Source organism: Candidatus Hydrogenedentota bacterium, from assembly GCA_035416745.1.
Lineage (GTDB): Bacteria > Hydrogenedentota > Hydrogenedentia > Hydrogenedentales > SLHB01 > UBA2224.
The window spans coordinates 3,737-17,000 of record DAOLNV010000068.1 but is presented as its reverse complement, the minus strand read 5'-3'; the positions used below and the strand labels follow the sequence as shown (position 1 = coordinate 17,000).

9 protein-coding genes are annotated in these 13,264 nt (G+C 61.2%); all 9 read left to right on the top strand.

From position 1 onward, the window contains the following. Positions 1-23 precede the first annotated feature (23 nt). A complete protein-coding gene (locus PLJ71_17160; protein ID HQM50421.1) occupies positions 24-1,010 on the top strand; it encodes an HAD family hydrolase in 987 nt (328 codons plus the stop codon). Positions 1,011-1,079: 69 nt separating this feature from the next. Next, a complete protein-coding gene (locus tag PLJ71_17155; GenBank protein HQM50420.1) occupies positions 1,080-1,937 on the top strand; it encodes a hypothetical protein in 858 nt (285 codons plus the stop codon). A gap of 75 nt (positions 1,938-2,012) precedes the next feature. Further along, positions 2,013-4,406: a tetratricopeptide repeat protein gene (locus tag PLJ71_17150; GenBank protein HQM50419.1), complete on the top strand. Its 2,394-nt coding sequence runs from the start codon at positions 2,013-2,015 to the stop codon at positions 4,404-4,406. A 142-nt stretch (positions 4,407-4,548) separates the two neighbouring features. Beyond that, positions 4,549-6,999 carry an arylsulfatase gene (locus tag PLJ71_17145; protein ID HQM50418.1) on the top strand — a complete coding sequence of 817 codons (2,451 nt, stop codon included), beginning with the start codon at positions 4,549-4,551 and terminating at the stop codon, positions 6,997-6,999. A 375-nt stretch (positions 7,000-7,374) separates the two neighbouring features. Continuing rightward, entirely contained in the window at positions 7,375-7,722 is a 348-nt protein-coding gene (locus PLJ71_17140; protein ID HQM50417.1) for a hypothetical protein, read from the top strand. Positions 7,723-7,724: 2 nt separating this feature from the next. Beyond that, the gene (locus tag PLJ71_17135; GenBank protein HQM50416.1) at positions 7,725-9,134 is read left to right on the top strand and encodes a tetratricopeptide repeat protein; all 1,410 of its coding nucleotides are present in this window, start codon (positions 7,725-7,727) and stop codon (positions 9,132-9,134) included. Between the two features lie 125 nt (positions 9,135-9,259). Beyond that, positions 9,260-10,078 (top strand): flagellin, encoded by an 819-nt coding sequence (locus tag PLJ71_17130; protein HQM50415.1) that lies wholly within the window; start codon positions 9,260-9,262, stop codon positions 10,076-10,078. Positions 10,079-10,873: 795 nt separating this feature from the next. After that, the gene (locus tag PLJ71_17125) at positions 10,874-11,689 is read left to right on the top strand and encodes a flagellin (protein HQM50414.1); all 816 of its coding nucleotides are present in this window, start codon (positions 10,874-10,876) and stop codon (positions 11,687-11,689) included. Positions 11,690-11,987: 298 nt separating this feature from the next. Further along, positions 11,988-13,264 (top strand): glycosyltransferase family 2 protein (locus tag PLJ71_17120; GenBank protein ID HQM50413.1); only part of this gene is annotated, 1,277 nt, incomplete at its 3' end.

The following is a 13,264-nucleotide window of genomic DNA, read 5'->3' as shown; positions in this document are numbered from 1 at the left end:
AACCAGCTTGAAGGATAAGAACTATGCGAAAAAGAAAGCTAATGTGTCTGTTTGCAGCCGGCATATTGGCCGCGAGCGCCTATGCCGCCGAACAACTGCCTTCGTGGAACAGCGGCGCGGCGAAAGAATCCATTCTCGCGTTCGTCGCGCAGGTAACGCAGGAAGGTTCGCCCGGTTTTGTGCCTCCGGCTGAACGTATCGCGGTTTTCGACAACGATGGGACGCTCTGGGCCGAGCAGCCGATCTATTTCCAGTTGAGCTTCGCGCTTGACCAGGTAAAACTGCTTGCGCCAGGACACCCCGAGTGGAAGGACAAAGAACCGTTCGCTTCGCTGCTCAAAGGCGATGTAAAGGGCGCGTTGGCCGCCGGCGAGCGGGGGCTGATGGAAATCATGATGGCCACCCATGCAGGCACGACCACCGAGGAGTTCGAAACGCGCGTGAAGGACTGGCTGGCCACCGCGAAACACCCGGAAACCGGCCTGCCTTACACGCAGATGGTCTATCAGCCGATGCTCGAACTGCTTGATTATCTTCGGGCCAACGGCTTTAAGACGTTCATCGTGTCCGGCGGCGGCATCGAGTTTATGCGGCCGTGGACGGAAGCCGTATATGGCATCCCGCCTGAGCAGGTCATCGGCAGCAGCATTAAAACGCGTTTCGAGATGCATGACGGCAAACCCGTGCTTCTGCGCCTCCCTGAGGTGAACTTCTTCGATGACAAGGAGGGCAAGCCAGTCGGGATTCACCAGTACATCGGCCGGCGGCCGATCGCGGCGTTCGGCAATTCCGACGGCGACCTGCAGATGCTGCAATGGACCGCGGCCCGCAATGGCCCGAGCCTCTGCCTCTACGTCCGGCACACCGACGCCGGGCGCGAATGGGCCTATGACCGCGAGTCAAGCATTGGGCGATTGGACAAGGGCCTCGATGAAGCCTTGGCCAAAGGCTGGACGATCGTCAGTATGAAGGACGACTGGAAGGTGATCTATCCGCCTCAGGAGAAGTGAGGCATAAACCATCGGAAGCCGGGTGACATGAGAACAGGAACGGCATAGCGCGGGGAAGGGGCTCAAGAGATGAAGACATGGAAGGTTGTTGAGTGTGTCGTGCTTATCGTTGGCATCGCGTGCGGCGCCTGCGCCTATGCGGCGGCGCCCGGCGAGGGTGCGGACAACACCGCGCCCCCCGCGGAGAACAAAGGGACGGGGGGCGGAGGGAGCGCCGATGTGTCTCCTCCGGCGGAAGAGGCCGCGCCTGAAGATAATTCGGAAGAGTGGCGCCTCGAACTCGCCGTCTATATGTGGCTGTCGAGCATTACCTCGACGACAGATGTCGGCGGCAAGGAAACGACTGCGACGACCAAATTCAAGGATATTCTGGACGCGGTCGACTTCGCGGGGTTCACGCATTTTGAGGCTCAACGCGGAAAATGGGGCCTGTTTACGGAACTCGATTTTGTCAAGATAAGCGCCGCCAACGATGTGCGGCTCAAGATGATGCCTTTGATCAGTGTCAACACTGCGGGAAGCCTGAAGGAAACAATGTTGGAACTCGGGGTCCTGCGAAGTTTCGACCGCGAACGGGTGGGCTTCGATGCTCTCGCCGGCGCCCGATATTTCAGCTTTGTCACGGACGCCAAGTTCGGCCCCATTGACAACAGCATGACCAAAGACTGGATCGACCCCATTGTCGGCGGCCGCCTTCGCTTCAAATTGTCCGAAAAATGGGGTGCATCTATTCGTGGCGACGTGGGCGGCTTCGGCTTAGGTTCGGAACTGACGACAAATGCGGCGGCGACGTTGGGGTATAGAATTTCGGACCGGTATTCGGTGGGCGTCGGATACCGCTATCTGAGAATCGAAGACGACGCGGGGCGCATGGAGTTGACCAGCGAGACCTATGGCCCGACGCTCGGCATGGCCATTCGATTCTAGTGCAATTGGAACCGCGAACGACGGCGCCGCCGAAAGCCAAGCGGCGCAGCGCCTCGGAAATCGCCGGGAGATGGCATGACGGCCCAATATGCGATAGCGGGTGTGGCGGTGACGGTGTTGGCGAGCCTTGTCTGCGGCGGCGTGCCCGAGACACAGTTTTCGCCTGAAGAGCTCGGTCTGGGCGTGGAAGCAAAGCCTGCCGGGGGCCCGGACGGTCTGGCCGGCTCCGCCAGTTGCCGGGACTGCCACGAGAAGTTCTACCAGCTCTGGTCTACGTCGAATCACGGCCTTGCCATGCAACCGTTTACCGGCAAACTGGCCGCGGAAAAGCTCACCCCGCTCGAACAGGCGGTCGCTATCGGCCCCAACGAGTATTCCGTGGACCTTGCGCCGGGCCAGGCCTGTGTTATCGAGAAGAGGCCTGATGGCGAGGCGCGCTACCCCATCTTGCACGCCATGGGCGGCAAGAACGTCTACTATTTCCTCACGCTTCTCGATAAAGGGATGCTTCAGACCCTTCCACTCGCCTACGACGTGCGGCAAAAGGCGTGGTTTGACATGGCCGCCAGCGGGATACGTCATATCGCCGGCGCGGGCGAACGTCCCATAGACTGGCGGGACCGTGCCTACACGTTCAACACCTCATGCTATGGTTGCCACGTAAGCCAATTGACGACCAACTACGACCCGGCCACCGACAGCTACCACACCGTATGGGCCGAGCCGGGAATCAACTGCGAAACGTGCCACGGGCCCGCCTCGGAGCACGACAGGCTGTTTCGGGAGGCGCCGCCCGATAAGCCGCCTTCAGACCCCAAGATTATCAGCACCAAGCCCTTTACCGTCCAGCAAACCAATGACCTCTGCGTATCATGCCACGCCAAGGCTTACGTCATTACTCCGTCATTCCGGCCCGGCGACCGGTATTTCGACCACTATGGGCTGGTCGCCCTCGAGGACCCGGATTTCTACCCGGACGGGCGGGACCTCGGCGAGAACTACACATACACCTCGTGGCTCATGAGCCCTTGCGTGGCGTCCGGTAAGCTCGACTGCATGTACTGCCACACCTCGAGCGGCCGGTACCGCTTCCGCGGAGCGGATGCGAACAAGGCCTGCGCGCCCTGCCACCAAGACAAGGTCGATAAGCCCGAGGCGCATACCCGTCACGAGGCCGACAACGAGGGCAACCTCTGCATTTCGTGCCATATGCCGCGCACCGAGTTCGCGCGAATGGTCAGGCATGACCACTCGATGGTGCCTCCCGCGCCGGCAGCCACTCAGGCCTTCGGCTCCCCCAACGCCTGCAACATCTGCCACAGCGACAAGGATGCGGCATGGGCAGACAAACAGGTGCGGGAGTGGCGCTCGCGCGACTACCAGGCGCCCCTCCTCGAACGGGCGGGATGGATCGCCGCCGCGCGCAAGGGCGACTGGTCGCGCCTGCCGGACATGCTCGCCTACCTGTCCCGCGATGACCGGAATCCCATTTTCGTTGCCTCGTTGCTCCGGCTCCTGAGGGGATGCCCGTCTTCAGAAAAATGGCCCGCGATCATCGCGGCACTGGATGACGATTCGCCGCTGGTGCGGTCAGCCGCGGCGGAAGCGCTCGACGGGTTCGTGACGGCCGACTCTGTAAAAGCCCTTATGAAGGCATGCCGGGACGAGTATCGCCTCGTCCGGATCCTTGCCGCCGCAAGCCTTCCGGCCCTCCCCGCGGGCCGACTCGAGCAGGATGACCAGGCAGCCTTCCAAAAGGCGGCGGCGGAGTGGCTGGCCTCGATGAAGTCGCGGCTGGATGACTACGCTTCACATTACAACCTGGGTAATTACCATGCGGAACGCGAGGAGACGGAGCTTGCTATCGCGAGCTATGAGACCTCCCTGAAACTGAATCCCTCGTTTGTGCTGTCGCTGGTGAACGCTTCCATGGCATACAGCCGCCAGGGGCGCAACTCAGAGGCCGAAAACGCGCTACGGGAAGCCCTGTCCATCGCGCCCCAGAGCGCCGCGGCGCACTTCAACCTGGGACTTCTGCTCGCGGAAACTGGCCGGCCCCAGGAGGCCGAAGCCGAATTGCGAAAGAGTCTGGAGGCTGATCCCTCCCTGGCGGCAGCTGCGTACAACCTCGGCGTGCTGCTGATTCAACAGGAGAATCGTGAGGGGCTCGATTGGTGCCGTAGAGCGAGCACGCTTCAACCCGACAATCCCAAGTATGCTTATACGTTCGCCTTCTACCAGCACCAGATGGGCGACAGCGCCAGTGCTGTCCAGACGCTCGAGCAGGTCGTGGCGCGCAAGGTCGCAATGCCCGACCTCTACGCGCTGCTGGCACAGATTCGTGCGGAGCAAGGCGACCGGGACGGCGCCATTGCCGTGTACCGCCAGGCTGCCGAAAATGACCGGTTTTCGCCGGAGGTCAGGGAGGCCTTCGCGCAGCGAGCCGACGCGTTGGCAGCAGGCGAGTGAGCGCTGGCGCGAAATGCATGGCGGCGCTCGTGGAACGGACAAAGGAAGACCCGAAGGAGTGAAACGAAACGGGCGGCCGGAGACGAGGGGAAACGGTCATCGCCCGACACTCCAGACGGTTGGAACAAAAGGAGACTGCGCCATGAGGGAGAAATATTATGGGAGACGTCGAGCGATAGATGGAAGCTGCACCCGCGTGTGGGCTTCGATTGGCTTGGTGCTGGCGACGGGAGTTTTATCGAGCGGGCTCGCCTACGCGCAGGAAGTCCTGCCGGCTCCCCCCCCGCCGTTCAAGGGAGAGATCGGACTGAGCGCGAAGGATTCGAAGCCCGATTTCCCGCAGCAGGTGCAGGCGCCCGAGGGTGCGCCGAACATCGTGTTGGTTCTGCTGGATGATGTCGGTTTTGGCGCGTCGAGCACGTTCGGCGGGCCGTGCCAGACGCCCACCCTGGAGAGGCTGGCAAACAGCGGGCTCCGCTACACGCAGTTCCACACCACGGCGCTCTGTTCACCCACCCGGGCGGCGTTGCTGACCGGCCGCAACCATCACTCGGTTCACACGGGCGTCATCATGGAGGTGGGGACAGGCTATCCCGGGTACGACACCGTGATGGGCAAGGACACAGCCACGGTCGCCGAGATCCTTAAGCAGAAGGGCTGGAACACCTCGTGGTTCGGTAAGAACCACAATGTGCCCGACTGGCAGACCAGCCAGGCCGGGCCGTTCGATCTCTGGCCCTTGGGTCTGGGCTTCGAGCACTTCTACGGTTTCGTCGGCGCGGAGACCAACCAGTGGCGGCCGGCGGCTTCTCAGGGCAACACGCCCATAGAGCCGTACTTGGGCAATCCCGATTACAACTTCGACTACGATATGGCCGACCAGGCCATCAAGTGGGTGCGCAACCAGAAGGCCGTGGCGCCGGACAGGCCGTTCTTCCTCTACTATGCCCCGGGAGCTACCCACTCCCCACACCACCCGAGAAAGGAGTGGATCGCGAAGTACAAGGGGAAGTTCGATCAGGGCTGGGACAAGGTGCGTGAGGAAACGCTCGCGCGCCAGAAGGCATTGGGCATCGTACCGGCAAACACCCAGTTGACCAAACGCCACGAGGGACTACCCGCCTGGGACTCCCTCAACACGGAGCAGCAGCAGCTCTCCGCCTACATGATGGAGATCTACGCGGGCTTCCTCGAACAGACGGACTATAACGTCGGCCGGGTACTGGACGCCATAGAGGAGCTGGGGCAGGTCGACAATACGTTGGTCATTTATATCGTCGGCGACAACGGCGCCAGCGCCGAAGGTTGGCCCCAGGGCATGCTGAACGAGCTTGCCGGGGTCAACGGGCTGGCGGAAGACTACCAACAGGTCCTTGCCCGCAAAGACGAGCTAGGCACATGGAAGACCCACAACCACTACCCGTCGGCTTGGGCGCACGCAATGGACACGCCCTTCCAATGGACCAAGCAGATCGCATCGCACTACGGGGGTACCCGCAACGCAATGGTCATCTCCTGGCCCGCGCGCATCGAAGATCGGGGGGGCCTGCGCTCTCAATGGCACCATACGATCGACATCGTGCCGACCATTCTGGACGTTACCGGACTGCAGCAGCCATCCATCGTCAACGGCGTGGCCCAGAAGCCTATCGAGGGTGTGAGCATGGCTTACACGTTCGATGATCCCAAGGCCCCGTCGATGCGTCGGACGCAGTACTTCGAGCTGATGGGCAACCGCGGCATCTATCACGATGGCTGGGTGGCGTGCACCACCCCGGCAAGATCCTCCTGGGAGCCCGCCGAGTTTACAGGGGATGTGATCTCCGGCTACACGTGGGAGCTCTATCACGTCGAGGAGGATTTCAGCGAGGCGGTGAACCTGGCTGAGAAAGAACCTGACAAGCTTCATGAACTACAGTTGCTGTTCTATGCCGAGGCCGCCAAGTACAACGTGTTGCCTCTGGATCACAGTACGATCGCGCGATTAGATGTGGCCATCCGCCCTAGTCTGACGCGTGGACGCACTGAGTTCACGTATTCCCAGGGCCTGACGCGCATCCCCGAAGGCGCTGCACCGGACATCAAGAACAAGTCGTTCCGCATCACGGCCGAAGTGGTCCTGGCAAAGGGCGACGAACAAGGTGTCGTGATAACGCAGGGCGGTTGCTCTGCCGGTTACGCGCTGCTATTCGAGGGCGGCAAGCCGGTGTTCTACTACAACCTTCTGGGCATCACGCACTATAGAATCGCCGCCGAAGCCCCCTTGACACCGGGCGAGCATACCGTTGCATTCGACTTCCAACACGACGGCGGCGGCATCGGGAAGGGCGGCACGGGCACGATCGCTGTGGACGGCAAACAGGCCGCCCAGGGGCGGATCGACAGAACGGTGCCAGTTCGACTCTCATTCGATGAAACTCTGGACGTAGGCGAAGATACCGGCACGCCCGTGAGCGGGGACTATGACGTGCCGTTCAAGTTCACGGGTCAGATCAGAAAGGTGGTCGTCAATCTCGGCGACGCCAAACTGACTGCCGCCGACCAGGAGAAGCTGCGAAATGCACAGCGCGAAGCAGCGCTTGCGACCCAATAACCCGTAAGAAGCTGGCGTACTGAGTCACAATCAAGAAAGGCCTGCTTGGATTGTCCGCATGTTCTTGCGGGAGCGGCATCGTGCCTCTTCTCGGGTGCAGCCTGGAAGCCCGCAGCACAACACGGTTCAGCCTTTTCAATTCAATGCGTTTGGGCGACAACCGGCTTGGCTCGGTTCACTGAAGCCAGGGGACTTTTCGAAGCCCGCCTTCCTTCATTCGGAATCAGGCCCGTCGAGGGCCCTTGAGCCAGTCTCTCTTGACGGGGATAGCCATCGTTGGACGGACGAAACTCCGGCATTGTTCGTCTTTTCCATTGCGTGGTAAAATAACGCGAGTATAAGTTGCCCTTCGAGGCGTGACAGGAGTTCCCGTACGTGTGGTTTCAGAGAAAAGACAAGCTTAGCGACGTGCCCCCGCACCTGCGCAGTGGCGAGATGCCGGGTGCGCAGAAACCTGCCTTTTACCGCATCGAATTCGATATGATGAAGAAGGGCGCTATCCTGCAGAGGCGCGGCAAACCCATCCGGCAGTTTGCCGTCACGGTGAACATGTCCACCCGGGTGGTCACCAGCGGGGATGTGGTTGATCGAGAGACCTTTGAGGCGCTGGTGGCAGCGGGCGCGGTGGACCGTGCGCCCGATACCTCTGCCCGCACCAAGCAAGGCGGTGCGAACGACACCGCAACGCTTCCGTCAAACAATCCCAGCGACATTGAGGAATAGGAGTGGGAAGTACGATCTCCCTGGCCATGATCGTGAAAGACGAGGGCCAGGTACTTGAGGAGTGTCTGGAATCCGTTCGGAGTCTCGTGGACGAAATCTGCATCGTGGACACGGGCTCCGGCGATGAGACCCTGGAAATTGCGCACCGCCATGGCGCACGCGTTATCGGCTATCTGTGGTGCGACGATTTTGGCGCGGCACGGAACGAATCGCTGCGAATGTGTTCCAAGGACTGGATTTTAGTCCTTGACGCCGATGAACGAATCGCGAAAGAGGATATCCCCGCCATCAAACGCATAGCCAAAGGACCCGCGGCCTTTGCGTATGAATTCACCACGCGCAACTACACCAATGCCACCAATATAGCCGACTTTCATCCGTGCGCGCCGGACGATCCGCACGCGCGGGGGTTCGAAGGCTGGCACCCGAGCAGAAAAGTGCGCTTGTTTCCCGCTAACGCCGGAGTGCGCTTCGAGGGAAAGGTGCATGAATTGGTCGAGCCGTCACTCGTCCGGGCTCGCATCGAGATAAGCCCCTGCAACGTCCCCATCCATCACTACCCTCACATCCGAGGGCTCGAGCACACACGGAAGAAGCAGGAGATGTATCTGCGTCTGGGGCATGAAAAGGTGGCCCAAGAACCCTTGGACCCCAAAGGATACGTGGAACTGGGCAATCAGTACGCGGAGGTGGGCGAGTACGAGAAGGCCGCGGGAGCCTACCGCGAAGCCTTGCAATTGGACCCGTCGAATGCTCCCGTTCTTCGCGATCTAGGCGGCGTTTTGCACCTCGCGAAACGCTCCGAAGAGGGCAAGAAAGCCCTGTTGCTGGCCTTGCGCATCGATCCCGGGCTCTCGAGCGCCTGGCGTAATCTGGGCGTCATCTACCTGGATCAAAAGCAGTGGCCGGCCGCTATCGAGAGCTTTCAAAACGCCCTCAAAACAAATCCCAATTGGATGGACGGATACCGGTACCTGAGCATTGCTTTGGAAGGGCACGGCGATTTTGCCCAGGCGGCGGAAGCTTCGAAGAAAGCTCTGCAAGCGCGGCCGGACAGCCACGACTGCCTGCGCCTGTACATCCATCAGATGCTGCGGCTCGAGCGCCGTCAAGAAGCGCGCGACGTGTTGCAGCGGCTGATCGACGAGCGCGCCTGCGTTGCCAATGTCCATAATGCCTTGGGAGAACTGTACTTCTACGACGAGCGCCTGGAAGACGCCAAGACGCACTTCACGCGGGCCGGCCGGCTGGGCAGCCCGGCAGGGTACAACAATCTCGGCGTCGTCCTGATGAAAGAAATGCGTTACAGCGAGGCCGCGGCCGCCTTCGAACAGTGCCTGGCGCTCGAGCCTTCCCATCACGGGGCGCTGGCCAACCTTCAAAAAGTGCGTAACCGGGCAGGAAACCCCTGAGCGCCCTATGCCCGCGTGCTAAAGAATTCGCTTGGGGCTGCCGATACACACACCAGAGCCTCTCACTGAGGCTCGAAAGCCGATGCACGGATGCAAAGGCGCAAATATCACGGAGGATATGAGCCATGGGTCTTCGGATCAACACCAACATTGCGGCCCTCAACGCCGCCCGCACACTTCGACGAACCACAAAGGAACTCAACACATCCCTCGAACGCCTCGCGAGCGGGCTCCGCATCAACCGCGCTGCCGACGACGCAGCCGGTCTGGCCATCTCAGAAGGATTCCGCACCGTCATTCGCGGGTCCGCGGTGGCCCAGCGGAACTCGCAGGACGGGATCAGCCTCGTTCAGACGGCTGAAGGCGCGCTGAGCGAGGCCACCAACATCTTGCAGCGCATGCGCGAACTCGCCGTGCAAGCCGCAAACGGCACCCAGAGCACGGCCAACCGGATGTCCCTCGACCTCGAGGTCAATCAGCTGTTGCAGCAGCTCGACGATATCGCATTCGACACGGAATTCAACGGACTGAGCGTGCTCAGTGCCGCTCAAACGATTACCCTGCAGGCAGGTTTCCGGGCCGGCCAGACCATCGAAATCGCTGTGGCAGGCGCCTCGACGGTCAACTTGGGGGTGAACGGAGTCTCTCTCTCGACGATGGAGGGCGCCGTTTCCTGTCTCTCCACCCTGGATGCAGCCATCCAGAGCGTCAGTCAGCTGCGCGCTACGTTCGGCGCCGTGCAAAACCGGCTTGAGTTCACCATGAACAGCCTGGCAATCACGGAAGAGAACGCGTCTGCCTCCGACAGCGCCCTGCGCGACGCGGATATCGCCACCGAGACAATCCAATTCACACGCACCCAGATACTGGTCAGCGCGGGGACCGCGGTCCTCGCCCAGGCCAATATTGTGCCTCAGACCGCGCTTCAATTGTTGGGCGGATAATCCCCGTGAGGGCTGTCTGAACGGTTCATACCCCCGTTGATTTCGGGCCGCGCTGGCGCCAGCGCGGCCTTTTCGTTTGATAAATGCGTCGCGCTCAAACTCTTAAAATTGTTAGACTTGTACAGAAAATACCCGGTCTGATTTTCCCGCCCTACCCGCATATATCGAAAAAAACATCGTTTCTCAAAAAAAATGCTAAAGTTATCGGTTAAGGTTGCCGATAATTCGAACGACAACGGCGGAATGCGCCGGGCCCGGGGAGATTATCCTGAGGGGAACATGCTTTCCGACCACGGGAGATTCTCGGTTTACCCGTGTTCTGCCAAGAAGCTCTAACGGAGACCGCCGGAAGGGCAATCCGTAGGGCGCGCCAGCCAGTTGAATGGGGCCAAACGAAGGCCGGAGCCGATGCGCTTCATGCCTTAGCCGCCGCCCAATCAGAGGTCACGAAACTCGAGCAGGGGAAGGGTTTCTTGAAACCCAGGGGACTCTCCTCAGTGGGTCAGTGTCTTCTGAGACCGCTCTCCCGGGACAGGAGCAGCGAAAGCAACGCCGACCGTGCAAGAGGCGCGGACCGGGCGTTGTCATGCGGATGCGGCCAAGGAGCTTCGTGCGGCCACAGCAGGCCGGTTTGCTGACCGTCAATTTCCGGCAACAATCGCGCCGAAAGGCGCGCACCGGGCCTTTTCTAATATTGTCACGGGGCGGTGTTTGGGACACGCTGTCACGGCGAAAAGGCTGGGTATGGGCGGATGCGCATGGATGCGCAGATTCGTCACTCAAGGAGGAAAAGCTATGGGACTCAGGATTAACACCAATATCGCGGCTTTGAACGCATCCCGCGTGTTGTCGCGGTCAACGTCGCAACTCAACAAGGCGCTCGAACAACTGTCGAGCGGACTTCGCATCAACCGGGCGAGCGATGACGCGGCCGGTCTTGCCATCGCCGAAGGATTCAACTCCGTGGTTCGCGGCACACAGGTGGCGCAACGCAATGCGCAGGACGGCGTGAGCCTGGTGCAGACCGCGGAGGGCGCCCTCAGCGAAGCCACCAACATTCTCCAGCGTATTCGCGAACTGGCGGTCCAGTCGGCCAACGGTACCATGAGTACCTCGAACCGGGCCGCTCTGCAGGCTGAGGTTTCTCAGTTGCTCGAGCAGATCGACGACATCGCGACCGACACCGAGTTCAACGGATTGCGCGTGCTCAGCGCCGCGCAGACCGTCACCCTCCAAGCCGGCGCGCAAGCTGGCCAGACGCTCCTGATCGCTCTGTCGGGTGCGGGAGCCTCGGACCTGGGAGTCAACGCCGTGTCGGTATCGACCATGGACGGCGCCGTATCGGCCCTCAGCACGCTTGATGCGGCCATCAACAGCGTTTCGTCGCTGCGCGCCACGCTCGGCGCTATCCAGAACCGCCTCGAGTTCACTATCAACACCCTGGCCATCCAGGAAGAGAACTCGGCGTCCGCGGAAAGCGCCATTCGTGACGCGGATTTCGCCCGTGTAACGACCGAATACACCCGGACCCAGATTCTCATCAGCGCGGGCACCTCAGTGCTGGCCCAGGCAAACTTGGTGCCGCAGACAGCGTTACAGCTGCTCGGATAGGTCTCGCCCCGATCCATTCGAGCTACCTGAGATAGACTCACTTACGGCCCGGCAGCGGGTTCCTGGGCAAGCCAGGAGCCCGTTCCGGGCCGTAGACCGTTCTTCGGGCACGCCTGCCAGCCCGGGCCGCCCGGTGAAACGCATACGCTCGAAAATCGCGGATGCACCGCTCTTCCTGATGACTTCCCCCACGGCTCGGGTTCCGGCTACCAAGGCGCTCTGTCTTTGACCCGGCTTGTCTGACTCCCTATGATGGTTGTTCTACTCCAGACGAACGACCACGAGAGGAGAGATCGCGGTGAAAATCAGCGCGGCTCTGATTGTGCGGAACGAGGAAAGCATGCTCCCCGGCTGCCTGGAATCGTTGCAGCCCGCCGTCGATGAAATCGTGCTCGTCGATACGGGATCAACGGATCAAACAGTCGCGCGCGCCACCCAATACACCCCCAACGTGTACGCGTTCACATGGCAAGACGATTTCGCCCGTGCCCGGAACCACTCCCTGAAAATGGCTACGGGAGACTATGTCCTCGTGGCCGACGCGGATCACCGGCTCGTCAACCCCGGCTTGGCCCGCGGCCTGCTCGAGCGCTTCGCGAACGAGCATTCCTCCAACACAGTGGGGACGGTGGAGATACTCAGCGGCGTCCGCGAAGGCGGGCATATGCGCGAGGAGATATCCATTTCGCCCAAGTTCTTCCGCCGCGACCGTTTCGTGTTCGAGGGCGCTATCCATGAACAGCTCGTGCCGCTCGAGGGCGAAGCGCGGCAGGCCCCCACCGGCCTGCAATACCTCCATTCCGGGTACGAAGACAGGGATGCGCTCCTGGCTCGAATAGACCGAAACCGCCGTATTCTCCTGCGCGAGTTGGAGAATCACCCCGGTGACGAGTATTACCTTTACCAATTAGGCAAGGCCGACTTCTGCCGAAAAGAATACGGCGAGGCGGTTCGCGCGTTTGAGGAAGCCCTCGCAAGCATGACGTTCGCCGGGGCGTCTCTTCCAACAGGGCGGAACCGGCGCACGGTTTCCGAAGATGTGCTCATCGATCTCCTGACATGTCTTGCCTATGCTTACGCCAATCTCGAGCGCTATCGCGAGGGCCGTGATCTCCTCGAACGGCACCGGGCAATGGGCCATCCGGCTACTTGCTGGGCCGATTTTCCCCACGCCCTGGGCTACATGTACTTGATGCTCGGCGACGTGGCCCGCGCACGCCAGGCATTCGTCACGGCGCTGCAGGCCGGCGCCCGGCGGGAGCTTGTCCGCGGCACGGGCGGTTTCAGCTCGTTCTACCACCTTGGCTTGCTTGCCGAAGCCGAGGGCGACACAGGCGCAGCCCTCGGCTGCTACCTGCAATCCCTGCAGTCGCGTCCCGACTACACGGCTACGTTATCCCGATGCGTGGACCTTGTCACGGAGTATAAGGCCGCGCTCCCGCGGGAGATCTGGGAAGCAGCCGACAAAGAGGCCTTTGTCGCGGTCTATGTGAACCGTCTCGTCAAGCACCTGGGGACCGGAGAGCGCGAACAGGCCCAGATGTTGCTCGCCGCCGCAAAAGCGACGGCGCCCGG

Bases quoted from the DNA above. Each gene is read 5' to 3' on its own strand.
- PLJ71_17145 (HQM50418.1), top strand. From the start codon at position 4,549: ATGAGGGAGAAATATTATGGGAGACGTCGAGCGATAGATGGAAGCTGC.
- PLJ71_17160 (HQM50421.1), top strand. From the start codon at position 24: ATGCGAAAAAGAAAGCTAATGTGTCTGTTTGCAGCCGGCATATTGGCC.
- PLJ71_17125 (HQM50414.1), top strand. From the start codon at position 10,874: ATGGGACTCAGGATTAACACCAATATCGCGGCTTTGAACGCATCCCGC.
- PLJ71_17155 (HQM50420.1), top strand. From the start codon at position 1,080: ATGAAGACATGGAAGGTTGTTGAGTGTGTCGTGCTTATCGTTGGCATC.
- PLJ71_17130 (HQM50415.1), top strand. From the start codon at position 9,260: ATGGGTCTTCGGATCAACACCAACATTGCGGCCCTCAACGCCGCCCGC.
- PLJ71_17150 (HQM50419.1), top strand. From the start codon at position 2,013: ATGACGGCCCAATATGCGATAGCGGGTGTGGCGGTGACGGTGTTGGCG.